General features: G+C 65.6%; 19 protein-coding genes. 10 read left to right on the top strand and 9 right to left on the bottom strand.

The window, feature by feature from the left end; all coding sequences use genetic code 11:
• Positions 1-7 precede the first annotated feature (7 nt).
• The 5 genes from WH367_RS14930 to recQ form a co-directional block, all read right to left on the bottom strand.
• Positions 8-1,738, bottom strand: coding sequence for an acyl-CoA dehydrogenase family protein (locus tag WH367_RS14930; protein ID WP_339536687.1), 1,731 nt, complete (start codon positions 1,736-1,738; stop codon positions 8-10).
• A gap of 61 nt (positions 1,739-1,799) precedes the next feature.
• Positions 1,800-2,603: an ABC transporter permease gene (locus WH367_RS14925; protein ID WP_339516910.1), complete on the bottom strand. Its 804-nt coding sequence runs from the start codon at positions 2,601-2,603 to the stop codon at positions 1,800-1,802.
• Positions 2,600-3,229 (bottom strand): ABC transporter ATP-binding protein, encoded by a 630-nt coding sequence (locus WH367_RS14920; protein WP_339536686.1) that lies wholly within the window; start codon positions 3,227-3,229, stop codon positions 2,600-2,602. The genes WH367_RS14925 and WH367_RS14920 overlap by 4 nt, the downstream gene beginning before the upstream one ends.
• Before the next feature lie 140 nt (positions 3,230-3,369).
• The gene (locus WH367_RS14915) at positions 3,370-4,218 is read right to left on the bottom strand and encodes a hypothetical protein (protein WP_021027888.1); all 849 of its coding nucleotides are present in this window, start codon (positions 4,216-4,218) and stop codon (positions 3,370-3,372) included.
• A 113-nt stretch (positions 4,219-4,331) separates the two neighbouring features.
• A complete protein-coding gene (gene recQ, locus WH367_RS14910) occupies positions 4,332-6,263 on the bottom strand; it encodes a DNA helicase RecQ (protein WP_339536685.1) in 1,932 nt (643 codons plus the stop codon).
• A 332-nt stretch (positions 6,264-6,595) separates the two neighbouring features.
• Between recQ and WH367_RS14905 the strand changes: the two genes are divergently transcribed.
• Positions 6,596-7,660: a homocysteine S-methyltransferase family protein gene (locus tag WH367_RS14905; protein WP_339536760.1), complete on the top strand. Its 1,065-nt coding sequence runs from the start codon at positions 6,596-6,598 to the stop codon at positions 7,658-7,660.
• A 42-nt stretch (positions 7,661-7,702) separates the two neighbouring features.
• On the opposite strand, the gene WH367_RS14900 is transcribed toward WH367_RS14905, so the two are convergent.
• On the bottom strand, positions 7,703-8,377 hold the full coding sequence (locus WH367_RS14900) for a GntR family transcriptional regulator (RefSeq protein WP_312987154.1): 675 nt from the start codon (positions 8,375-8,377) through the stop codon (positions 7,703-7,705).
• Positions 8,378-8,692: 315 nt separating this feature from the next.
• Between WH367_RS14900 and WH367_RS14895 the strand changes: the two genes are divergently transcribed.
• From WH367_RS14895 to WH367_RS14870, 6 genes are all read left to right on the top strand, one after another.
• Positions 8,693-9,427: a DUF969 domain-containing protein gene (locus tag WH367_RS14895; RefSeq protein ID WP_339536684.1), complete on the top strand. Its 735-nt coding sequence runs from the start codon at positions 8,693-8,695 to the stop codon at positions 9,425-9,427.
• Positions 9,424-10,380, top strand: coding sequence for a DUF979 domain-containing protein (locus WH367_RS14890; protein WP_339516896.1), 957 nt, complete (start codon positions 9,424-9,426; stop codon positions 10,378-10,380). Before WH367_RS14895 ends, WH367_RS14890 begins: the two co-directional genes overlap by 4 nt.
• A gap of 24 nt (positions 10,381-10,404) precedes the next feature.
• Positions 10,405-11,073, top strand: coding sequence for a pyroglutamyl-peptidase I (gene pcp / locus WH367_RS14885; RefSeq protein ID WP_339516894.1), 669 nt, complete (start codon positions 10,405-10,407; stop codon positions 11,071-11,073).
• A gap of 22 nt (positions 11,074-11,095) precedes the next feature.
• Positions 11,096-11,872, top strand: a complete 777-nt coding sequence (locus tag WH367_RS14880; RefSeq protein WP_021027881.1) for a LamB/YcsF family protein — start codon at positions 11,096-11,098, stop codon at positions 11,870-11,872.
• Positions 11,873-11,886: 14 nt separating this feature from the next.
• The gene (locus tag WH367_RS14875) at positions 11,887-13,479 is read left to right on the top strand and encodes a 5-oxoprolinase subunit B/C family protein (protein ID WP_339517146.1); all 1,593 of its coding nucleotides are present in this window, start codon (positions 11,887-11,889) and stop codon (positions 13,477-13,479) included.
• A gap of 179 nt (positions 13,480-13,658) precedes the next feature.
• Positions 13,659-15,383, top strand: coding sequence for an acetyl/propionyl/methylcrotonyl-CoA carboxylase subunit alpha (locus WH367_RS14870; protein WP_021025274.1), 1,725 nt, complete (start codon positions 13,659-13,661; stop codon positions 15,381-15,383).
• A gap of 107 nt (positions 15,384-15,490) precedes the next feature.
• Here WH367_RS14870 and WH367_RS14865 read toward each other — a convergent pair whose 3' ends face one another.
• Positions 15,491-17,893, bottom strand: coding sequence for a glucose/quinate/shikimate family membrane-bound PQQ-dependent dehydrogenase (locus tag WH367_RS14865; protein ID WP_339536683.1), 2,403 nt, complete (start codon positions 17,891-17,893; stop codon positions 15,491-15,493).
• Between the two features lie 300 nt (positions 17,894-18,193).
• Between WH367_RS14865 and WH367_RS14860 the strand changes: the two genes are divergently transcribed.
• A complete protein-coding gene (locus WH367_RS14860) occupies positions 18,194-19,030 on the top strand; it encodes an aminoglycoside phosphotransferase family protein (RefSeq protein WP_339536682.1) in 837 nt (278 codons plus the stop codon).
• 180 nt (positions 19,031-19,210) lie between these two features.
• Here the strand turns inward: WH367_RS14860 and WH367_RS14855 are convergent, their stop codons facing one another.
• The gene (locus WH367_RS14855) at positions 19,211-19,471 is read right to left on the bottom strand and encodes a DUF7661 family protein (protein WP_339536681.1); all 261 of its coding nucleotides are present in this window, start codon (positions 19,469-19,471) and stop codon (positions 19,211-19,213) included.
• Positions 19,472-19,589: 118 nt separating this feature from the next.
• Positions 19,590-21,536 carry a sigma-54-dependent Fis family transcriptional regulator gene (locus WH367_RS14850; RefSeq protein WP_339536680.1) on the bottom strand — a complete coding sequence of 649 codons (1,947 nt, stop codon included), beginning with the start codon at positions 21,534-21,536 and terminating at the stop codon, positions 19,590-19,592.
• Positions 21,537-21,841: 305 nt separating this feature from the next.
• On the opposite strand from WH367_RS14850, the gene WH367_RS14845 reads away from it, so the two are divergent.
• Both WH367_RS14845 and WH367_RS14840 read left to right on the top strand, forming a co-directional pair.
• Complete coding sequence (locus tag WH367_RS14845; protein ID WP_339536759.1) at positions 21,842-23,662, top strand: flavin-containing monooxygenase; 1,821 nt, start codon at positions 21,842-21,844, stop codon at positions 23,660-23,662.
• Between the two features lie 102 nt (positions 23,663-23,764).
• Positions 23,765-24,745 carry a YihY/virulence factor BrkB family protein gene (locus WH367_RS14840; protein ID WP_339536679.1) on the top strand — a complete coding sequence of 327 codons (981 nt, stop codon included), beginning with the start codon at positions 23,765-23,767 and terminating at the stop codon, positions 24,743-24,745.
• Positions 24,746-24,783 lie beyond the last annotated feature (38 nt).

The raw sequence follows: 24,783 nt of genomic DNA, 5'->3' as shown, positions 1-24,783 counted from the left end.
TTTCCGATCATTTTTGCAACTGCAGACTGGCGCTGAGGATAGCGCTGATTTGCGCCCTGGCAAGCGGAGAAGCACCGAGCACGCCCAAACAGGCATGCGGCCCCAGGCGGCTGGCGACAAAGGCATCGGTATGGGCGGGCGCTGCGTGCTGCCGCATCAGGCCCGCCTGCGCCACCAGCACCAGCTGCTGCACCCATTGGCGCGCCTGCGCCTGCTGCGCCCAGGCGTCTTGCGCCATCGCCTGCCACTGGCCTTGCAGGCGCGCCAGCGCTTGTTGGATGGGGGCGTCATCGGCTGCCATGCGCTGCAAGTCCAGCCACAGCGCGTCGCGCATGTCAGGCTCGCGCTGCAGGGCCTTGAGCACATCGAGGCACATCACATTGCCCGAGCCCTCCCAGATCGAATTGACCGGCGCTTCGCGGTAGATGCGCGCCAGCGCCGAGCTGTCGATATAGCCATTGCCGCCCATCACTTCCATGGCCTCGGCGCTGCAGGCAATGGTGCGTTTGCAGACCCAGAACTTGGCCGCTGGCGTCATGGCGCGCTGCCAGGCCTGTGCGGTCGTCTGGCCCGGGGCGCTGCTGCCCTCAAAGGCCTGCGCCAGCTGCATGGCCAAGAGCAGCGCTGCCTCGCTCTCCAGCGCCAGGTCGGCCAGCACCGACTGCATCAGCGGTTGCTCCACCAAAGCCGCACCAAAGGCCTGGCGGTGCCGGGCCGACCACAGCGCCTGCACAGTGGACTGGCGCAGCAGCGCGCTGCTGCCCAGCACGCAGCACAGCCGCGTGACCGTGGCCATCTCCATGATGGTGGCAATGCCCCGGCCTTCCTCGCCCACGAGCACGCCATAGGCGTCGTCAAACAGCACCTCGCTGCTGGCATTGCTGCGGTTGCCGACCTTGTCCTTGAGGCGCTGCACCAGCACATGGTTGCGTGTGCCATCGGGCTGCCAGCGCGGCACCCAAAAGCAGGCCAGCGGTGCCTGCAGTGCCTGGGCGTCGGCGGCGCTGCTGGCCATGCGCGCCACCACCAGGTGCGCATCGGCCATGGGCACCGAATAAAACCATTTATGGCCTTGCAGCCGGTAGGCCGCGCCGCGCCCGCCACCTGTGGCATCCAGCGGGTAGGCCACGGTGGTGTTGCTGCGCACGTCCGAGCCACCTTGTTTTTCGGTCATGCCCATGCCCACCCACAGGGCCGTCTTGTCTGCCAGCGGCGCATCGCGCGCGTCATGGCTGGCGCTCGTGATGCCGCGTTCTATCTGCGCCCACAGGGCCGGTTCCTTGCGCAGTACCGGGATCGCCGCCGTCGTCATCGTTGCGGGGCAGAGGCTGCCCGCTTCTGCCTGGCCATGCAGGTAAAAGCCGGCGGCCCAGGCGCTCCAGCGGCCGCGTGGGGCGGCTGCAGGTGAATCGGCATCGGGTGTGCCGGCAAATGGCATATCGATCAGTTGCTGCGCGCGGTAGTGCGCCAGCACCTGGTGCCATGCGGGGTGAAATTCCACCTGGCCGATGCGCCGGCCCCGTGCATCCCAGGGCTGCAACTGCGGCGGGTGGCGGTTGGCCTGGTCGGCCCATTGCGCAAAGGCGCTGCTGCCCACGGTGCGGGCGTGTTGCTGCAGGCCCGGCAGCCAGGCCTGGGCCTGCGCGCGTGCCAGGGCGGCCTGCAACGCCGGATCGCTGCCCAGCGGGTCGTAGTCGACCAGCTCATCCACCAGGTTGTCCTTGTCGCGCTCTGCCATGGCTGCTCTCCCAGATGTGCTTGCCCATTCTATGAATGGAGCCAGCCCATGGCAAAGCCGATCAGGGCGTGGTGTTCAGCCGGTCCAGCCGCAGGCGCTGGCGCTCATCGCCCAGCGCACGGGCGGCCAGCAGCACGCTGCCGCCTGCGGCCAGCGCGCCGGCAAAGGTCAGCAGCAGCAACAACAGGATCTGGTACTTGGCCGCTTCCAGCGGGTCCATGCCGCCCAGGATCTGGCCGGTCATGATGCCCGGCAAGGTGATCAATCCCGCAGCCGACATCTGGTTGATGATGGGGATCAGCCCCCGGCGGATAGCGGCGCGGGTGTGCGGTGCCAGGGCGCGGCGGAAGGACACACCCAATGCCAGCTGGGCCTCGATCGCAGCGCGGCCCGTGCGCACACCATCAAAAAAGCTGTCCAGCCCCAGGCTGGCGGCATTGAGTACGCTGCCCAGCACAATCCCCATCAGCGGTATTGCATAGCGCGCATCAAACCAGGGATCGGGCCGCACGGCGGTCATCAGCGCCAGCACCACGGTCGACAGGCTGGCCAGCGCCACCACCAGCCCGGCAATGCGGTAGTTGCCCCCGCCGGCCAGCCGCTGGTGCGGCCGCACCGCCACCTCGCGCGCGGCAGCGGCAATCATCACCAGCACGACGACCAGGGTGGTGCCCGGGTGCGCCTGCTGGAACACCAGCCGCAGCACATAGCCCACCAGCAGCAGCTGCACGGCCATGCGCAGCGATGCCCACAGCACCTGGCGCTGCAGCTGCAGGCGCATGGCCCAGGATGCGGCAGCGGCGGCCAGCACCAGTGCTGCGCCCACCAGCAAATCGCTGGGTTGCAGATGGATCGCCGTGTTCATTGCGCGGCCTCCATCGGCCGCAGCTGGTGGTCTAGCAATTGCATGCAGCGCTGGCCCACGCGCGCGGCCTGCGCCTGCGAATGGGTCACCCACAGCAGGCTCAGGCCCTGCTGCTGGCAGCGCTGCAGCAGTTGCTCGACCGCAGCCACCGATGTTTCATCAAGCGCCGCCGTGGGCTCATCGAGCAGCAGCACCTGGGGCCTGCGCAACAGCCCGCGCAGCAAGGCCAGGCGCTGGCGCTCGCCGGTCGACAGCTGGGTCAGCGGAATATCGACAAAGCCCTGGCGCAGCCCCAGCGCGCTGGCCATCTCCAGCAGCGCCGGCTGCGAGCCCGGCGGGAAATGCTCCATCACCGTTGGCCCCCACCAGGCGGGCTCTGCCGCCAGGTACATCACCTGCTGGCGCCAGGCCGGGCCGCTGAAGGCGCTGCGCGGCTGGCCGTTGAGCAGCACCTCGCCACTGCCCGGGTCGAGGTCGGCAATCAGCCGCAGCAGCACCGATTTACCCGCCCCCGATGCCCCCATCACCGCCACGCATTCGCCCGCCCCCAGCTCCAGCGAGCAGGGCCCACTGATGGGGCTTTGCAGGGCGCGGATGGACAGGCGGGCAGGGGTGGTGGGGGGCATGGGGGCTGAGTGTAGCGCTGGGCTGGTAGTCGCGAGTCATCGCGATGCGATGGATGAGCGATTTGCTCGCCAGCAAAAAAGCCAGCAGCACCCTGCCTGGGTGGCTGCTGGCTTCTTAAGATGAGAAGTGCTGTTGGGATTTATTGCTCGATAGGCTCAGCCACGACAGCTTCAAAAGCCTGGCGCAGTGCATCGAGATCTGCGGGTGCCGTGCTTTCTGCGTTCTTGAACGTGATCCCGGTACCGTCATCATTGCTGGTGGTCAGGCGGCGCACAATCAGCAGGTTGGTTGCGGTGGCTGCCGAGGTTCCGGTATAGCCCTCGCCGTCATTGACCTTGTAATCAAAGTAATAGACCTGTTCGACGCGATCGGCGATGTTGAACTTGATGCACACCACCAAGCCTGCATTCGGGCCACTGGTCACATTTTCGCAAGCGAAACGGTTGTCGGCGGTCGTGACAAAGCCGGTGCCGTAGCCGCTTCCTGCAGCCTGCTTTTCCAGATAGACGACATCCGAGCGGGGATTGCTGGTTCCCAACGGCGTGAACAGCCACATGCCAAACAGGCTCTGCGGGCTCTTGTCATAGCCGAAGCTAAAGCGCGAGATTTCCTTTTCTGCTTCGCCCGGGAACTTGATGTAGCCCTTGGTTCCAGACTCGAAACGCATCGACACGACGCCATCGTTGCCATTGTCCTGGCCGATGCGTTCGTTGCTGCCCAGGTAGCGGCCGCCCCGGTATTTGTTCAAGGTGCCGGAATACTGGTTGTTCTTGTAGGCGCCGGAGGTCAGGTAGAACGTGGCATTGCCGCTGGCGTCGTAGGCATACATTTGCATGACCAGGGTCTGGTTCTGCACATCGATGGCCAGGCCGCGACCGGGCTTGCCATTGAGTTCGCTGGTAACCACCCAGGTGCCCGATTGGGGCATATAGGCCTGGGCCAGGCTGGAGCCCAGCAGGGCGCCGATCGCAATCCATTTTTTCAGCATATGTCCGTCCGTTGGTTAATAGTTTTCAACAATTAAAACGGCATTAGAGCATGGCTTTACAAAATGGAAGCTTGGGTTTTACTTTGTTTGCATTGCAACAACAATGTTTGAGATTAGAGGCTGCTACACACCTTCAACACCGCCTCCCCATACGCCTCCAGCTTCTTCACCCCAATCCCGCTTACCCCCTGCAGCTCGTCCAGGCTCTGCGGATTGCGCTGGGCGATGGCGGCCAACGTCGCGTCGGCGAAGACCACGTAGGCGGGCACGTTGTGCTCCTTGGCCACTTCGGTGCGCCAGGCCTTGAGGTTGATGAAGCGGACCTGCTCGTCGGGGCCCAGGTTTTGTGCGGCAACGGCGGGTTTGGTGCTGCGCTGGCGCTTGCTGGGGCTGCGCTCGGCGGTGCTTTCGCGCAGCTCCACGGTTTGCTCGCCGCGCAGAACGGCGCGTGAGCCATCACACAGGGTGAGTGTCTCGAAGCTGTAGCCGGCCTCGGTCTGCACCTTGTGGGTGGCGAGGGCCCCAATGGCCAGCAACTGGCGCAGCACGCCGCGCAGCTGGGGTTCGGTGTAGTCCTGGCACAGGCCAAAGGTGCTCAGCTGCTGGTGGCCGAACTGGCGCACCTTGTCGGTTTCCTTGCCGCGCACGATGTCGAGGATATGGCTGGCGCCAAAGGTGATCTGGCTGGCCGAATGGGCGCGGTAGATGGTGGACAGCAGCTTGCGCGCGGCATCGGTGCCGTCCCAGGTCTTGGGCGGGCTCAGGCAGTTGTCGCAGTTGCCGCAGCGATAACGCGGCGCCTTCTCGGCGGATGCGGCGGAGGCCTCGGGGTGGGCCGAGTCGTAGTCGCCGCCCTGGCCGTAGACCTCGTCAAAATAGGCCAGCAGGCGCACGCGCCGGCAGTCGGTGGCTTCGGCCAGGCCCAGCAGCGCATCGAGCTTGCCGCGCATCACCTGCTTGAAGGCGTCGCCCGCCGGGCTTTCGTCGATCATGCTGCGCTGGCTGACCACGTCGCGGTAGCCATAGGCCATCCAGGCATCGGCGGGCAGGCCGTCGCGCCCGCCCCGGCCGGTTTCCTGGTAGTAGCTCTCGATGTTCTTGGGCATGTCCACATGGGCGACAAAGCGCACATCGGGCTTGTTGATGCCCATACCGAACGCGATGGTGGCGACCATCACGATGCCTTCTTCGCGCAGAAAGCGGCTTTGGTTCTTTTGGCGCAGCTCGGCGCCCAGGCCGGCATGGTAGGGCAGGGCGTTGATGCCGGCATCGCACAGCGATTGCGCGACCTCTTCGACCTTTTTGCGCGAGAGGCAATACACCACGCCGGCGTCGCCATCGTGCTCGCGCTCGATAAAGCGCAGCAGCTGGGCGGTGGCGTCCTTTTTCTCGACGATGGTGTAGCGGATGTTGGCGCGGTCAAAGCTGCTGATAAAGACGCGCGCCGATTCGAGCTGCATGCGCTCGACGATGTCGGCGCGGGTCAGCGCATCGGCCGTGGCGGTGAGCGCAATGCGCGGCACACCGGCATAGCGCTGGTGCAGCACGGTCAGCTCGCGGTACTCGGGCCGAAAGTCATGCCCCCACTGGCTGACGCAATGGGCCTCGTCAATCGCGAACAGGGCCAGCTTGCCCATGGCATGCAGCTCATCGAGCAGGCCCAGAAAGCGCGGGGTGTTGAGCCGCTCGGGCGCCACATACAGCAAGGTGATGCCGCCCGACATCAGCTGCAGCTCCACATCGCGGGTCTGGTCGTAATCCAAGGTGGAGTTGAGGAAGGCCGCGTCTACACCGATCTCGTGCATGGCGCTGACCTGGTCGTGCATCAGCGCGATCAGCGGCGAGATGACGATGGTGGTGCCGTGGCCCTGCTGCTGGCGCACGATGGCCGGGATCTGGTAGCACAGGCTTTTGCCGCCGCCGGTGGGCATCAGCACCAGCGCATCGTCGCCGCCAATCACATGGTCAACAATGGCTTGCTGCGAGCCGCGAAAATGCGCATAGCCAAAGGCATCTTGCAAGACGGTGTGGGCGAGGGAAGTCACAAATTGCTAGAGAAGGCAGCTGTGCCAGCCCCCTGGGAGGGCCGCGCAAGCGGGGTATCGTCAACGGGCCAGAAGCAGTCGCCCAGACACGGAGCCCGGGCGCAGGCGCAAAGCGCTATTGTGCGCGTTTTGGGGCGCAGCAACGGCAGGGCGGGGTTTGTGGGGCGGTAACGGGCGGTTTTGTGGTGCGGATGCCCTGCAATTGCGCTGTAGAAGCGCTGCAGATGTGCTGTAGAGGCCCCGCAGCAACCGGGCGCCATACAACCAGCGCCGGTATGGCAAATAACGCCTGGGCGCCACGCCTGGCGGGCGGCCGCCCTACAATGGCCGCCATGTCACTGCCCCGCTATACCCGAGCCCAAGAACTGCCCGCCACCCTGGCCAAGCGCCTCGTCATTCTCGATGGCGCAATGGGCACCATGATCCAACGTTTCAAGCTGGGCGAGGCCCAGTACCGGGGTGAAGGCTATAGCGGCCCGGGCAGCGTGGGTGAGCGCTTCAAGGACTTTGCCTACGACGTCAAGGGCAACAACGAGTTGCTGTCGCTGACGCGCCCCGACGTGATCAGCGACATCCACGAGAAATACCTGGCCGCTGGCGCCGATCTGATCGAGACCAATACCTTTGGCGCGACGACGATTGCCCAGGAGGACTACCACATGGCCGATCTGGCCTATGAGATGAACCTCAAGAGCGCCCAGCTGGCGCGCGCGGCCTGCGACAAGTACAGCACCCCGGACCATAAGCGCTATGTGGCCGGCGCGCTGGGCCCCACGCCCAAGACGGCGTCGATCAGCCCCGATGTGAACGACCCGGGCGCGCGTAATGTGACCTTTGAGGCGCTGCGCCAGGCCTACCTGGAGCAGACCTTGGCGCTGATCGAAGGCGGCGCCGATGTGATCCTGGTCGAGACGATTTTTGACACGCTCAATGCCAAGGCGGCGCTGTTTGCGGTGGACGAGGCCTTTGAGCAGACCGGCGAGCTGCTGCCGATCATGATCAGCGGCACCGTCACCGATGCCTCGGGCCGCATTCTGTCGGGCCAGACGGTGACGGCCTTCTGGCACAGCGTGCGCCATGCCAACCCGCTGTCGATCGGGCTGAACTGCGCGCTGGGCGCCACCCTGATGCGCCCCTATGTGCAGGAGCTGGCCAAGGCCGCGCCCGACACCTTCATCAGCTGCTACCCCAATGCCGGCCTGCCCAACCCGATGAGCGATACCGGCTTTGACGAGACGCCCGAGATCACCAGCCGCCTGGTGCACGAGTTTGCCGCTGAAGGCCTGGTCAACATCGTGGGCGGCTGCTGCGGCACCACGCCCGACCACATTGGCGCGATTGCCCAGGCGGTGCAAAGCGCCACGGCGCGCAAGCTGTTCTACCCTGCAGAGGCCTGAACGGGGCGCCCCACCCAGGGGCGGCTTTTAAAGCGGCTGTGCTTACAGCACCATGCCCGCATCGCTCATGCGGCGGGCATAGACGCTGAGCAGCACGCGCTCGGAATGGGTCAGGTAGTCATGCATCAGCTTGGCCGCCTGCTCCATTTCCCCGGCTTCGAAGCGCTCCAGGATGTGGGCATTGAGGTCGATGTACGGCGCATGCATGAACTCGGCATCGCCCAGCATGCCAAAAGCCAGGCGCAGCTCCACCAGCAGGTGCGAGAACATGGTGTTGAGCCGTTCGCTGTCGGCCAGTGCCACAACGCCCTTGTGAAAGCGCATATTGCCGGTGCCCACCTCCACCCAGCGGCCAGCCTCGCGCAGCTGCTTTTGCGCGGCGACGGCTTCGCGCATCTCTTTGCGTGCCGGGTGCTGCGGGATGGCCTGCTGCAGCGCCTGGCATTCGATCATGCGGCGCACGCGGTAGATGTCCATGATCGAGGCCATCGACGGGATGGCGACAAACACGCCCCGGTTGGGCAGATGGCGCAGCAGCCCTTCCTTGGTCAGCAGGCGGAACACCTCGCGCAAGGTGTTGCGCGAGATCTCCAGGCTTTCGCTCAGCGCCACCTCCGAGAGGCGTGATCCGGGCTGGAATTCACCACGCACGATGCGGTCGCGAATCTGCTCGGCCACGCGGTCATTGAGCGAGAGAGTAGGCAGTGCAACATTCATGGCGATCGCAGGTAGTCAGAGATTGACACACATGATAGCGGCGGCCTGTGGCCCGGCCCAGCGCATTGCCCCCAGCGCCTGAATCGGTCACTGTGGCGATTTTCTTCGCCATAAAGACGAGAATTTCGCCTACATCGCTATTTGAAAGCAGATGTGTACGGGTTTTCCCGATAAGAAAGCTTGTTTTGTTTGGCTAAACTTTTGTATTGTTCAACAAATTAAAATTTCGCATTGATGAAATTGATGGGTTGTTGAACAAAAACTATGCGGTACCCAGTCCTTGGGAACCGTGCCTATAACAAACCTTGTATTGTCATGGACAGCTCAATCGTCAACCTCTGGCCGCTCCTCGGGGGAGCCGTCATCATCGTGGGATTCGTCCTGCGTTTCAATCCCTTTGTGGTGGTGGTCGTGACGGCGCTCGTCACCGCTGCGCTGGCGGGTTTCCCCTTGCAAAAAGTGCTGGCCGAGCTGGGCACGGGTTTTGTCAAAACCCGCAACCTGCCGCTCATCCTGGTGTTGCCGCTGGCCGTGATCGGCCTGCTGGAGCGCCATGGCCTGCGCCAACATGCGCAAAACTGGATCGGCCACATCAAGTCGGCCACCACCGGCCGCCTGCTGATCGTCTACCTGGGCGCGCGCCAGCTGACCGCCGCCATCGGCCTGACCAGCCTGGGTGGCCACCCCCAGATGGTGCGCCCACTGCTGGCCCCCATGGCTGAAGGTGCGACCGAAACCCGCTACGGCAAGCTGCCCGAAGCGCTGCGCTACCGCCTGCGCGCTTTCAGCGCCGCCACCGACAACGTCGGCCTGTTCTTTGGTGAAGACATTTTTGTGGCCTTCGGTGCGATTGTGCTGATGACCACCTTCCTGCATGAAGCGGGCATCGATGTCGAGCCGATCCATGTGGCCGTCTGGGGCATCCCTACGGCGATCTGCGCGTTCCTGATCCATGCCTACCGCCTGCGTCGTCTGGACCAGTACATCGCCAAGGAAATGGCCAACGCGCCTGCCGCAGCATCGACCACCCGTGAAGGAGGTGCAGCATGATTTTCAGCATCACCCAAGTCTATTGGCTCGCCGGCCTGGTCATGGCGGCCGTGGCCGTCTTCAACCTGCTCGATGCCAGCAACCCCAAGCGCTGGACCACCGGCCTGTTCTGGGGCCTGTACGCGGTCATGTTCCTGCTGGGCGACAAGATGCCGCCTGAAGTGGTCGGTGCCGGCGTGATCGTGCTGGCGCTCATCGTGCTGGTCAAGGGCGTGGGCGGCGGCAAGCCGCAAGTGCGCAGCGATGCCGAGAACAAGGAAAGCGCTCTGCGCCTGAAGAACAAGCTGTTTGTGCCGGCGCTGGCCATCCCTGTGGTGACCGTGATCGGCAGCGTGCTGCTCAAGGACTTCAAGATCGGCGGCAACTTCCTGATCGACCCCAAGAACGCCACCCTGGTAAGCCTGGCACTGGGCTGCATCATCGGTGCGGCCATGGCCTGCAAGATGACCCGCGAATCGCCGGTGCAATCGCTGCGCGAATCGCGCCGCCTGGTCGATGCGATGGGCTGGGCCATGGTGCTGCCGCAGATGCTGGGCATGCTCGGTCTGGTGTTCTCGGACGCCGGCGTTGGCAAGGCCGTGGCCCATGTGACCACCACCTACATCAACATGGACCTGCGCTTTGTGGCCGTGGTGGTGTACGTTGTCGGCATGGCGCTGTTCACGGTCATCATGGGCAATGGCTTTGCCGCCTTCCCGGTGATGACGGGCGGCGTGGGCGTGCCGGTGCTGATCAATGTGTACCACGGTGACCCGGCCATCATGGCGGCCATTGGCATGCTCTCGGGCTACTGCGGCACCTTGCTGACCCCGATGGCGGCGAACTTCAACATTGTGCCGGCGGCGCTCTTGGAGCTGCCGGACCGCAATGCGGTGATCAAGGCGCAGGTGCCCACGGCACTGGGCATCCTGGTCTGCAATGTGTTTTTGCTGTACTTTTTGATGAACCACTGATCGCCGCAACCACAGGACTTCTGCATGACTGACGCAACCGTACTGGTGCTGGGCTTTGAGCCCTTTGACAAAGCCCCCCTCAACCCCGCGTGGGAAGTGACCCGCAGGCTCGATGGCAAGGCAATCGGCGCTGCGCGCATCGTCGGCGTGCAGCTGCCCTGTGTGTTTGGCAAAGCGCTGGAGGCGCTGGACGCCGCCTTGCAGCAGCACCAGCCCAGCCTGGTGATTGCGCTGGGCCTGGCTGGCGGCCGCACGGCCTTGTCGATCGAGCGCGTGGCCATCAATGTCGATGATGCCCGCATTGCCGACAACGCCGGCCAGCAACCCATTGATGTGGCGGTGGCCGCCGATGGCCCTGCGGCCTATTTTGCGCGCCTGCCCATCAAGCAGGCGGTGGCTGCGATGCGCGCAGCCGGTGTGCCCGCCGAGGTGAGCAACACCGCAGGCACCTTTGTCTGCAACCATGTCTTCTACGGCCTGATGCACCGCCTGAACACCGTGCCCGCCTGGGCACAGACGCGCGGCGGCTTTGTGCATGTGCCCTACCTGCCCGAGATGGCCGCAGCGCTGCCGGGCGCCCCCAGCATGGCGGTGGAGACGCAGTGCAAGGGTATTGAAGCGCTGATTGCGGCCGTGCTGCGGCATGATCCAGAGCAGCAGGATCTGCAGCTGAGCGCAGGCCAACTCCATTGATAGAAACAAGAAAGGTAGCACCATGTCCCTCACCATGGATTTGAACAGCGATCTGGGCGAAAGCCTGGGTGCATGGACCATGGGCGACGATGCGTCCATGCTGTCCATCGTCAGCAGCGCCAACGTGGCCTGCGGTTTTCATGCAGGCGATCCGGCTGGCATTCTCGATACCTTGAAAAAAGCCAAGGCCAACAATGTCGTGGTTGGTGCCCATGTGGCCTACCGCGACCTGGTCGGTTTTGGCCGCCGCAACATGGATGTGGCTCATGCCGACCTGGTGAGCGATGTGATCTACCAGATTGGCGCGCTGCAAGGCCTGGCCGCTGCGGCAGGCACGACGGTGCGCTATGTCAAACCCCATGGCGCGCTGTACAACACCATCGCCCAGGACCGCCGCCAGGCCGCTGCCGTGATCGAGGCCATGCAGGCCGTGGGCGGCCAGCTGGCGCTGGTGGTGCTGGCAGGCTCGCCGCTGATGCAATGGGCGCGTGACGCAGGTCTGACGGTGATCGCCGAGGCCTTTGCCGACCGGGGCTACACCCCGCAAGGCACCTTGGTATCGCGCCGCGAGCCCGGTGCCGTGCTGCACGACCCGGAGATGGTTGCCCAGCGCATGCTGCAGCTGGTGCAGCAGGGCACGGTGCAGGCCAATGATGGCTCGGTGGTCGAGGTGCAGGCCGATTCCATCTGCGTGCACGGCGACAGCCCCGGCGCGGTGGCGATGGCCCAGGCGGTGCGTGAGCACCTGCAGGCCGCTGGCGTGCAGATCCGCTCCTTCATGGACAAGGCGGGCGCATGAGCGACGAACGCACGATGCGCTTTTTGCCGGTGAGCGACCAGAGCATGCTGGTGGAGCTGCAGGACCTGGAGCACACCCTGGACCTGCTGGCTGCTTTGCAGGCTGAGCTGCCCGCTGGCGTGCAGGAGCTGGTGCCCGCTGCGCGCACGATCCTGATCGCCTTTGACCGCTGGCAGACCAGCGCGGCCGACCTGCAGCGCCACATGGCTGCGCTGCAGCTGGGCCGCCAGGCGCGCAGCGCCGGCCAGCGTGTCGAGATTGCGGTGCACTACGACGGCGAGGACCTGGCCGATGTGGCGCAGATCCTGGGCATTGATGTGCCCGAGCTGATTCGCCGCCACAGCGGCAGCGACTACAGCGTGGCCTTTTGCGGCTTTGCGCCCGGCTTTGCCTATCTGACCGGGGGCGACCCGAGCCTGAACGTGCCGCGCCGTAGCACGCCGCGCACCAAGGTGCCTGCGGGCTCGGTGGCCATTGCCGGCACCTTCAGCGCCGTCTACCCCAATGACACCCCCGGCGGCTGGCAGCTGCTGGGCCGCACCGATGTGCCCATGTGGGACCTGCTGCGCAACCCGCCTGCGTTGCTACAGCCGGGCATGCTGGTGCGCTTTGTCGACGCCAGCACCGCTGCGGGCCAGGCCTTGCTCCAGCAGCAATCCGCTGTGCAAGCCCAGGTCCCGGCAGCGACGGAGCACACCGGCGCCGGCATGCGCGTGCGTGCCACCGGCCTGCAAACCCTGGTGCAGGATGCCGGCCGTGCCGGCCAGGCCGGCCAGGGCGTATCGGCCGCCGGTGCGCTGGACCAGGGCGCGATGCGCCGTGCCAACCGCCTGGTGGGCAACGCTGCGCGGCTGTCGGTGCTCGAATCGGTCGCCGCAGGCCTGCAATTGCAAAGCCTGGGTGCCACCGTGGTGGCCGTTACTGGCGCCACCGGCCCCTTGACCGTGCGCAGCGCCAGCGGCGCTGCCTGGCAGGCCGCACGCAATGCGGCCATTGCCTTGAACGATGGCGATGTGCTGCAGCTGGGCGAGCCCGACAGCGGCGTGCGCAGCTATGTGGCAGTGCGCGGCGGCTGGCTGGTCGAGCCCGTGCTGGGCAGCACCAGCACCGATACCCTGGCCCGCATTGGCCCCGCCGCATTGGCCACCGGCCAGACCCTGGCCGTGGGCGATGCGCGCGATGCCGCAGCCGTGGAAGCCGCTGATGAGAACCCGCCTGCGCTGCCCAAGGCCGGTGAGACCGTGGTGCTCGATGTCGTCATGGGCCCGCGCACCGACTGGTTCACCCCCGAGGCCGTGGCCCTGTTTGCTGCGCAGCGCTGGCAGGTTACCCCCCAGTCCAACCGCGTGGGCTTGCGCCTGGCCGGTGAAGCGGCTCTGGTGCGCAGCCAAACCCAGGAGCTGCCCAGCGAGGGCACGGCCCTGGGCGCCATCCAGGTGCCCGCCAGTGGCCAGCCCGTGCTGTTTCTGGCCGACCACCCCTTGACCGGTGGTTACCCGGTCATCGCCTGCATTGCTTCCTACCACCTGGACCTGGCCGCGCAAGTGCCCGTCGGTGGCTGGTTGCAATTCCGCCCCCTGGCGCCCTTTGCGGACATGGTGGGCTGAATGTGGAACAGGGCCTGCGCGCCCCGTTCTTGAATGGATATAGCTATGAATCAAGTGTTGATTGCAAACCGTGGCGAAAACCGACGCGCAGCGGCGGTTTCTCTACATTGCAGTGCCTGCGCAGCAGGCTGCGGCGATCTCGCTTCTCTGTCGTTGTTTGGTTGCTCGGAGTCTCAGCCATGAAAAAAGTATTGATTGCAAATAGAGGCGAGATCGCCGTCCGCATCATCCGTGCCTGCACGGACCACGGCCTCAAGAGCGTGGCGGTGTACGCCGACGCCGATATCGACGCCCTGCATGTGCGCATGGCCGATGAGGCCTATGCGCTCGAAGGCCAGCGCCCGGCAGAGACCTATCTGGACATCGCCAAGCTGATCGCAGTGGCGCAAAAAAGCGGTGCAGATGCCGTGCATCCAGGCTATGGCTTTCTGTCCGAAAACGCCGCCTTTGCCCGCGCGGTGATCGGTGCCGGCCTGACCTGGGTGGGCCCACCGCCTTCGGCCATCGAGCAGCTGGGCGACAAGGTGCAGGCGCGCAAGCTGGCGCTGAGCGTCGGTGCCCCGCTGGTGGCGGGCACGCCCGAGCCGGTCAAGGATGTCTCCGAAGTGCATGCCTTTGCGCGGGACCATGGTCTGCCGATTGCGGTCAAGGCCGCGTTCGGCGGTGGTGGCCGTGGCATCAAGGTGATCTGGAAGGCCGAGGACATCGACGAGCTGTATGGCGCGGCGGTGCGCGAGGCGGTCACGGCCTTTGGCCGTGGCGAGTGCTTTGTCGAGCAGTTCCTGGACAAGCCCCGCCACATCGAAGCCCAGGTGATGGCCGACCAGCACGGCAATGTGCGGGTGCTGGGCACGCGCGACTGCTCGCTGCAGCGTCGCAACCAGAAGCTGGTCGAAGAGGCGCCTGCGCCATTCCTCACCGACGCGCAGCGCGAGCGCATCCACCAATCGGCCCGCGAGATCTGCCAGGCTGCGGGCTACGTGGGTGCCGGCACGGTGGAATACCTGCTGAGCCAAGGCGGCGCGATCTCGTTCCTGGAGGTCAACACCCGCTTGCAGGTGGAGCATCCGGTGACCGAAGAGACCACCGGTACCGACCTGGTGCGCCTGCAGTTCCGCGTGGCCGAAGGTGAAGTGCTGGCCGATACGGCAGTGCCCGCACCCCACGGCCATGCCTTTGAGTTCCGCATCAATGCCGAAGACGTGGGCCGTGGCTTCCTGCCCGCCCCTGGTCTGGTGACCCGCTTCGAGGCCCCATCGGGCCCCGGCGTGCGTGTGGACAGCGGTGTGGAATCCGGCTCGCAAGTGGCGGGCCAGTTCGATTCGATGCTGGCCAAGCTGATCGTCTGGGGCCCCAGCCGCGAAGTGGCCGTGCAACGTGCACGCCGCGCGCTCAAGGAGTTCAAGATCGAAGGCGTGCCGACCGTGCTGCCGTTCCACGAAGCGGTGATGGCGCATGCCGACTTCATCAACGGCGAGCACTTTGGCGTGCACACCCGCTGGATCGAAACCGAGCTGATGCCCCAGTGGGATGCCCAGCCCGAAACCCGTCCCCAGCCTGCCGCCACCGCTGGCCTGCAGCGCGTCGCCATCGAGCTCGACGGCCGCCGCGTGATGCTGGGCCTGCCCGCCTCCCTGCTGTCGGGCCTGTCGGCCCCTGGCGCGGCCCCAGCGCCCGTGGAAGCGGCCGTGGATGAGAAGGCCGTCACCGCTGCCTCCGCCGGCACCCTCACGACCTGGAAGGTCGCTGATGGCGCCAGCGTGCAGGAGGGCGAGCTGATCGCCGTGATGGAAGCCATGAAGATGGAAATGCAGATCAACGCCCCCCGCGCTGGCCGCATCAGCCTGAAGGTGGACGCAGGCAGCTACCAGGCGGCCGGTGCGGTGATTGCACGGATCGACTAAGCCGCATTTTTACCAATGCAAAGGGCCGCGCAGTCATGGGTTGCGCGGCCCTTTTTTATGCGTTGGGGAGCGCTGCTTTTGGCGACGGCTCCCCATCCGTCTGCCCATCAATCCGGCAGCGCATAGGCCATCAGCGAGTCGCCCATCTTGGTGCCGAACGAGCCATGCCCGCCAGCCATGATGACCACATACTGCTTGCCGCCGATGTCGTAGGTCATGGGGGTGGCCTGGCCGCCCGCTGGCAGGCGTGCCTGCCAGAGCAGATCGCCATTGCTGGCGTTGAACGCGCGCAGGTAGTTGTCCTGCGTTGCACCGATGAACATCAGATTGCCGCCGGTGGAGATCAGGCCGCCCAGGCCGGGCACACCCGCCTTGATGGGCGGCAGCTGCATCAGCTTGGGGAGGCTGTCGCGGATGGTGCCCACGCGCTTTCTCCACACGACGTCATGGGTGGCGAGGTCCACACCCGCGACGGTCATCCATGCGGGTTCCTTGCAGGGCAGGCCCAGCGGTGACAGAAAGGCATTGAGCTCCACGCCATACGGCGTGCCGTACATGGGCTGCACGCCTTGCTCGGTGCCGGCGCCTTTTTCGGTGCGTGGGCGGTTCGGGTCTGCAGGGATCAGGCGCGAGACAAAGGGCAGGCCCAGCGGGTTCATGAACGCGACCTGGCGATCACTGTCCACCGACATGCCGCCCCATTCAAAGATCCCCAGGTTGCCGGGAAACACCAAGGTGCCGTTTTCCGACGGCGGCGTGTAGATGCCCTCGTAGTTCAGGCGGTGGAAGATCACCCGGCACATCAGTTGGTCGAACATGGTGGCGCCCCACATGTTCTTGTCGGTCAGGTTCTCGTGCGGGCCCATGTTCAACGGCGAGAAGGGCTGCGTCGGCGAATAATGCTCGCCTTTGGTTTGCGGGCCGCGCTTGACGCTTTGCGGCACCGGTTTTTCGGTCACCGGCAGGATGGCTTCGCCGTTCAGCCGGTTGAGCACAAACAGCTGGCCGGTCTTGGTCAGCACATAGATGGCGGGCACCGTTGTGCCATCGGGGCGCTTGAGGTCGACCAGCGAGGGCTGCGAGGGCACATCCATGTCCCAGAGGTCATGGTGGGTAGTCTGGAAGTTCCAGACCAGCTTGCCGGTGCTGGCATCCAGGGCCAGCATCGAGTTGGCATAGCGCTCTTTCAACGCGGTCCGGTCGCCGCCCCAGATATCGGGCGTTCCCACGCCGGTCGGCACGTAGACGATGTCGGTCTTGGCGTCATAGGCGAGTGGCGCCCAGGCATTGGGGGAGTTGTGCACAAACTCGCCTTTCTCGCCCGGCATCTGGTTCGGGTCTTCGGCGCCGGTATCGAACACCCAGCGCAGCGCACCGGTATTGACGTCATAGCCGCGGATCACGCCCGAGGGCTCTGCGTTGGACAGGTTGTCGGTGATCGAGCCGCCAATCACGATCGTCGAGCCCGTCACCACCGGGGGCGAGGTGGGGTTGTAACCGCCACGGTAGGGAAACGGCATATTGGCCTGCAGATCCACCTGGCCCTGGTTGCCAAAGTCGCTGCAAGGCTTGCCAGTGTCCGGGTTCACCGCGAACAGGCGCCCATCGTTGACCGGCAGGATCACTTTGCGGGGGCATTCGGCAGAGGCCTGGGTCAGGTTCTTTTGCACGCTGGCGCTATTGCCCTCGACGTTGGCGCTGTCGTAGTAGGACACGCCTCGGCAGGTCAGATGCTGGAAGGTGCGGTCGGCTTTGAGCTGGGGGTCAAAACGCCAGAGGCGCTTGCCGGTTGCGGGGTCGAGCGCATCGAGGAACTGGTGGGTCGTGCAGATGAACATGCGGTTGCCCACCTTGATAGGGGTCAGCTCCGCCGTGGTTTCGCCCGAGTCGTCATCGCCCTTGAAGTCGCCCGTCTGGTACTTCCAGGCCAGCTGGAGCTTGCTCACATTGCCATCGTTGATCTGCGCCAGCGGCGAGTAGCGCACACCCGCCTGGGTGCGGCCATAAGCGGGCCAGTCGGCATCGGCCACGCCAGCCACCGGCGTTTTCTGCGCCGATGGCGCGCGCGCCAGGCTGCCATTGACTTCTTGCGGATCATTGAACCAGCTCGTGCCCAGCACGGCGAGCACCGCCACAAGGCCGAGCGAGAGCAGCGATTTCGCGCCCGCGCTTTGGCCCAGCCGCCGGCTCGCCCAGGGCAGCAGCAGCCACAGGCCCAGCACAAACCAGATATCCAATCGCGGCGTCAGCGCCCAGAAATCGGTCCCCGACTCCCAGATGCCCCATGCGATCGTGGCAAGCAGCAGCAAGGCATAGAGCCACAGGCTAGCTACGCGATCACGCGCATACCACCAGGTGATGAGGGCCATCACCAGGCCTGCGACCAAGTAGTAGGCCGAGCCCCCCAGCGCGATCAACCATCCCCCGCCCGCCACCAGAAACAAGGTAACCAGGACCAGGATCGCTACGGTGATGTTTCTAGCGATGGGTTTGCCATGCGATTGCGTCATTGCTTCCACTTTCAGGCCATCGGGCCCAAGGTTGAACGGAAGACTTCTACCCATTGGAGCAGTCGCTAAACGTTCTAGTCTCTGGGCCGCTGAATTGGATGAGTCGGCAACCATTGCAGCACCAGAGGATGGCAGTGTCTGTCAGCCAAATACGGTGTTTTCCTCGCAGCAGCTGAAAAGCCCGGGCACCCGAATAGGTGCCGTCTTGCTTTTGATGTGCGCAGCAGCCATCAGCGGCCGGCCAGCGTGGGGCGCCAGGATTTCCAGGTGGGCACATGCACGTCTACGACAATGCGGTGCATGTCCTCCGACCTCGAACCCTTCAATATCTATCTCCAGCGCTGGGGTGCAAGCGCTGCTGGCAAGCCCGTGGTCACGGCGACCAGTGATCTTCTGCCGGTCAGCCTGAGCGGGTCACAAGCAGGCCTGCCGGCGATGATCAAGGTGGCGCGAGATGTTGACGAACGCATCGGCGGCCAGGTGCTGCAATGGTGGGGTGGCCATGGCGCGGCGCGGGTCTATGCCTGTGATCCAGCGTCAGGCGCGCTGCTGATGGAGCGTGCCATGGGCTCCCAGGATTTGCTGCGCATGGCCTTGGCAGGCGAGGATGATGCTGCGACGGCCTGCATCTGCCACACCCTGGCCCAGCTGCATTCCCACCGCGCATCGGACCCCCCTGAACATCTGCTGCCGCTGGCGGATTTTTTCAGGTCGCTGGCGCCGATGGCGCAGCGGGAAGGGGGGCTGATGGCCGACTGCGCCATGGTCGCCCAGGAGCTCTTGCTAGATCAGCGGGAGCAGGTCGTTTTGCATGGCGATGCGCACCACCGCAATATTCTTGATTTCGGGCAGCGCGGATGGCTGGCGATAGATCCCAAGCGCGTCAGCGGTGAACGCTATTACGACTATGTGAATGTGCTGTGCAACCCGGAGCTGCCAAGCTGCACCGACCCGCTGCGCTTTGCGCGCCAGTTGGCGGTCATTGTCGATGTGGCGGGACTGGAGCGCCAGCGCCTGCTCCGATGGGTGATGGCCCACGCCGCTTTATCCGCTGCCTGGTTTTTAGAGGATGGATTGCGCAGCCAGGCCCGCCAGGAGTTGGCCGTGGCGCATCTCGCTCGCCAGGCCTTGGCCTGAGGCTTTCAGGTTGGGCAGCTCGCGCCCCACCGCAGCGGCACCGCCGCCGGTGCTGAAGCTGCTGCGCAGCTGTCCAGGCAAGCGCCGTGATGGTGTGGGGTGGCAGGCTATCCCTTCGGGCACCGCCCGAATGCCAACCAGAATGCCAGCCCTATCCCCAGTGGCTGCATACACATCCGCTCAGGGAGTGCCTGCGTTCCTGGATGCATCCCCCGCACCCGTCACCCCCATCTCCGTCACATCGCCCCTGCTGCCTGTCGCCATCTCATGGTAGATGTCGTAGAGGTACTGGGCCAGCTCGCTGGCGGGCAGATCGGCGGGGACGGCCAATTGCACGGGTGCGCGCTTGCCGTCCTGCCCGACGGCATAGCAGCGCCAGCCGGTGCTGACGGGTTCCAGATCAAGGATGCGGCCAAAGACATTAAAGCGGTATCGGGGCATGGGCAGGCAATGCGGCAAGGGGGTGGTGGCACCAGCCTAACCGAGGCGGCGCAGGCCGTTGCTGTAGCGGGGCTCTTGCGTGTTGCGTGCGGGGCGCGATGAGGCTGTGAACAAGGGCCTAAGGCCGCTCTCCGTCCTGCCTGGCAAACACCCGGCTGAGCTGCTGGCGCTGGATGCGGCGGTGGATGGTGGAGCGGTTGACGCCCAGCAGGCGCGCGGCTTCGGAGACATTGCCCTGGCACTGGGCCAGGACTTGCTCCAGCGTGGCGCTACCCAACGCAGGGCCATCCGCTGCATCGCTGCCCGCGTCCGGCCCCTGCGCCACGGCGGGGCTGCGCTGCAGCGCATCGGGCAGGTGCTCCAGGTCGATTTGCTGCTCGGCCAGCGCGGCGGCATAGCGCAGCGCATTGTGTAGCTCGCGCAGATTGCCGGGCCAGGGGTGGGCGTGCAGGGCGGCTTGTGCGGCCTCGCTCAGGCGCAGGCTGCAGCCCATGGCGGCGAGCATGTGCTCGGCCAGGGCCAGCAGATCGCTGCGCTCGCGCAAGGCGGGCAGCGGCAGCTCGGCGGCGTTCAGGCGGTAGAGCAGGTCGGCGCGGAACTGGCCGCTGCGGGCCAGCTCGGCCAGTGGCCGGTGCGATGCGGAGATGACCCGGATATCGACCTTGCGCGGCGCACGCGCGCCCAAGGGCGTGATCTCCGACTCGGACAGCACGCGCAGCAGCTTGGCCTGCAGGGCCAGCGGCATGTCGCCGATTTCGTCGAGAAAGAGGCTGCCCTGGTGGGCGGCTTCGATCAGCCCGGTGCGGCCTTTGTGCGCGCCTCCTGTCCAGGTGCCGGGCAGGTAGCCAAACAGCTCGCTCTCGAGCAGCGCCTCGGGGATGGCGGCGCAGTTGATGGCGACAAAGGCACCGCTGCGGCCGCTGGCCGCATGCAGCGCGCGGGCCAGAAACTCCTTGCCGCTGCCGGTCTCTCCCTGCAGCAGCACCGGCAGGTCCTGCGGCGCCAGCCGCGCGGCCTTGTGCAGCACCCGGCCCATGGCGGCATCGCCGGTGTTCAGCGCCTGCAGCGGCGCTGGTAATGTGGGGCGCGGGATGGGCTGCGCGCTGCTGCGCGGCTGGGGCGGTAGCGCATGGGCAAACCAGATGCTGCCGTCGCGTGCGCGCAGGATGCGCTCTTGCGCGGGGCGGTTGCGCATCAGCTGCGGCAGGGCCTGCAGGTCGGTATCAAAAAAGCGGCCCAGGGGCTGGCCGGTCAGCAACGAGTGCTGGCGCCAGTTCAGCCCGGCAATGGCGGCCAGCATGCGGCTGGCGGCATGGGTCATGGCGCGGATGCGGCCGCGCGCATCGATGCTGAGGGCCGCATCGGCATCGACATCCAGAAAATCGGGCGATTGCGCCAGGCGCAGCACCCAGTCGCTGCCCGATTGGGCCATCAGGTTGGCCAGCTCCACCCGGCGTACGGCGGCGGTGACCAGGTGCAGCGCCATCTGCTGGCTGGCGCGGGCGGCGGGCGAGCGCAGCAGGGACAGATCCAGCACCGCAGCGAGCTGGCCTTGGAGGTCGTAGATGGGCGCGGCGGTACACGACAGGTGCGTGTGGGTGAAGTCGAAATGGTCGCTCTGGTGCACCGTCAGCGCCTCGCCCGTGGCCAGGCAGGTGCCGACGGCCGAGGTGCCTGCCACATCCTCGCGCCACTGCGCGCCCAGGTAGAGGCCGGCGCTGCGCAGGTCGCTGGCGTCGCTGTCATGGCCCAGAAAATCCACCGCCACGCCATGGCGGTCGGCCAGCAGCAGCACATAGTCCAGGCCCTTGAGCTGCTGGTAGAGGCGCTCGAGCCCGCTGCGGGCAATGCGGATCAGCGGCTCGGACTCTTCTCGGTGGGCGCGCAGCTGGCCGGCGGGCACGATATGGGCTTCGCTGGTGCGGCTCGGGTCGAGCCGGTGCTGGTCGATGCAGCGGCGCCAGCTGCCCAGCACGGCCCGGTCGCGTGCTTCTCCCTGCAGCGGGTAGCCCATGCCAAAGGCTTCGAGCTCCTGGACATGGGCGGTATAGCTGTGGATGGGCATGGCGGGTCTCCTGCAATCACCGGGCTGATTCTGTGCCCGCGCCCCGGCGCTGCCAATCAGGCTAACCCGCAACAGATGCTGCAGTGCAAAAGGGCGCATGCAACAGGTGTTGCATCGGCTGCGGCAGTGCCGCTGCCAGCCCGCTGCTGGCAAACCCGCAATGCGCGCGCCTGGTGGAAGGAGGTTGCAGTGCAGCATGGCCGCTTGGCATGGGGCTTGCAAAAACGCTGACGCTGCGGCCGCAGAGCCGCTGCGATATCGCCCATAAAAGGAGACAAGCCATGACCACCGCTACTGCCACCCCGATGGCCACCCCCTCGGCTGCAGACACACCTGCTGCCCGCGCCCAGGCCCTGCTGGACCAGCTCAACCAGGCGCTGGCCGCCCGCGATTTTGCGGCGGCCAGCCAGCTGTTTGCCCAGGACTGCTTCTGGCGCGACCTGGTGCTGCTGACCTGGAACCTCAAGACCTGCGAAGGCCCGGCGCAGGTGGCTGACATGCTGGCCGCGCAGCTCGATGCCGCCGCGCCCCTGGTGCTGCAGCTCGATCCGAAGGAGGAAGTGACCGAGGCCGATGGCGTGCTGAGCGCCTGGCTGGTGGTGGATGCGCGCCATGCGCGGGGCCTGGGCCATCTGCGTATTCGCGATGGGCGCATCTGGACCTTGCTGACCACGATCCAGGAGCTCAAGGGCTTTGAAGAGGCGCAAGGCCTGCGCCGGCCGATGGGGGCCGAGCACGGCATACGCCGGGGCCGCAAGACCTGGCTGGACCGGCAGCAGGAAGAGGCCGAGACCCTGGGCGAGAGCCGCCAGCCCTATGTGCTGGTGATTGGCGGCGGCCAGGGCGGTATTGCGCTGGGCGCGCGGCTGCGCCAGCTGGGCGTGTCGCACATCGTCATCGACCGGCAGCCGCGCCCGGGTGACCAATGGCGCAAGCGCTACAAATCGCTGTGCCTGCACGACCCGGTCTGGTACGACCACCTGCCCTACATCCCCTTTCCCGAGCACTGGCCGGTGTTTGCGCCCAAGGACAAGATTGGCGACTGGCTGGAGATGTACACCCGGGTGATGGAGGTGAACTACTGGTCATCGACCCAGTGCCTGGGCGCGCGCTATGACGAGGCGGCCCAGGAGTGGGAAGTGACGGTGGAGCGCGAGGGCCGCCAGATGGTGCTGCGCCCCCAACAGCTGGTGTTTGCCACCGGCATGTCGGGCAAGGCCAACATCCCCCGCATCGAAGGCCAGGAGCGCTTTCGGGGCGAGCAGCAGCACTCGTCGCAGCATTCCGGGCCCGAGGCCTATGCCGGCAAGAAGGTGGTGGTGATCGGCGCCAACAACTCGGCCCACGACATCTGCGCAGCGCTCTGGGAGCATGGCGCCGATGTGACCATGGTGCAGCGCTCGTCCACGCATATCGTGCGCTCCGATTCACTGATGGACATTGGCCTGGGCGATCTGTACTCGGAGCGCGCGGTGGCCAGCGGCATGACCACGAAAAAGGCAGACCTGGTCTTTGCCTCGCTGCCCTACCGCATCATGGCCGACTTCCAGGTGCCGCTGTATGACCGCATCCGCGAGCGCGATGCCGAGTTCTACCGCCAGCTCGAAGCGGCAGGCTTCATGCTGGACTTTGGTGATGACGATTCGGGCCTCTTCATGAAGTACCTGCGCCGCGCCTCGGGCTACTACATCGATGTGGGCGCCTGCGACCTGGTGATCGACGGCAGCATCAAGTTGCAGGCGGGCGAGAACAAGGGCATCAGCCACCTGACCGAGAACGCCGTGGTGCTGAGCGATGGCACCGAGCTGCCGGCCGACCTGGTGGTCTATGCCACGGGCTATGGCTCGATGAATGGCTGGGTGGCCGAGCTCATCAGCCAGGAGGTGGCCGACAAGGTGGGCAAGGTCTGGGGCCTGGGATCGGACACCACCAAGGACCCGGGCCCCTGGGAGGGCGAGCAGCGCAATATGTGGAAGCCCACCCAGCAGCCACAGCTGTGGTTCCACGGTGGCAACCTGCACCAGTCGCGCCACTATTCGCTGTACCTGGCGCTGCAGCTCAAGGCGCGGCAGGAAGGGCTGGCGACCCCCGTCTATGGCCTGCAGCCGGTGCACCATCTGCGCTGAGGGTGCCTGGGCGGATCGCAGAATGTCAGGAATTGGCACCGGGTGCCAGCTATGGCCGATGGCTGACACCGGCGGGCCGCCCATCAATGCCAGAATCGGGCGATGGTGACACAAGACTCGACGCTCGCCCAGCGGGTGCAACGCAAGCTCAATCCTTTCCGCCCCTTCTACCATGCGGCCGAGCAATGGTTGGCGGCCGATGGTCTGCGCATGAGCGCGGCCATGTCCTTCTACGGCATGCTGAGCCTGGCGCCGCTGCTGCTGCTCTTGGTGGGGGTGCTGGGCTGGTGGCTCGATCGTTCCTACATCGAGAGCAACCTGATCCACCAGGTCGAAGACATCATGGGCTCGCAAGTGGCCGATGTGGTGCGCGGTGCGCTGTCGAGCGCGCAGACCAAGTCGCAAGGCCTGATCGCCTCGGCAATTGGTTTTGTGATGCTGCTGTCGGGCGCGACCGGGGTGTTTGTGGAACTGCAGACCTCGCTTGAGCGCCTGTGGAACCATGGCGAGAAGGTCGACAAGAGCGGCACGCCCTGGTGGTACTCGCTGGTGCAGCGCGTGCGGGGCCTGGGCTACATCCTGGTGCTGGGCTTTTTGATGCTGATATCGCTGGTCCTCACGACGATGCTGAGCATGACCACGCGCTGGGCGGGCGCCGTGCTGCATGTCGAAGCCCCTGGCATGCTGCTGGGCGTCATCAACGAAACAGTGTCCTTCCTGATCACCGTCACCCTGTTTGTCGGCATGATGCGCATCGGCACCGGCACCAAGCCCCGGCTGCGTTTTCTGATTGCCGGCGCGGCCATTGGCGCCTTTCTCTTCACCATCGGCAAGCAGGTGCTGGCCTGGTATCTGTCCACCGCTGCCGTGGTCTCGGCCTATGGCGCGGCCGGCTCGCTGGTGGTGCTGCTGATGTGGATCTATTTCTCGTCGGCCATCCTGCTGTTTGCCGCCAGCTGCGCCCGCGCGCTGAACAGCGCAGACATTGCCTTGCATGGCAAGGGCGGCGGCGCGGGGGAGGAGGACAGCACGCGCCTGCGGCCATCGGCCGGGCAGGCCGCCACCGTGGATTTCCAGATTTAAGAATCCACCGCAGCAACAACAATGCGCCCGAGGGCGCA

It is taken from the genome of Comamonas sp. MYb21 (genome assembly GCF_037479395.1).
GTDB lineage: Bacteria > Pseudomonadota > Gammaproteobacteria > Burkholderiales > Burkholderiaceae_C > Comamonas.
Note: the sequence above shows the minus strand (reverse complement) of the source record. Positions and strands in the feature narration are given on the sequence as shown.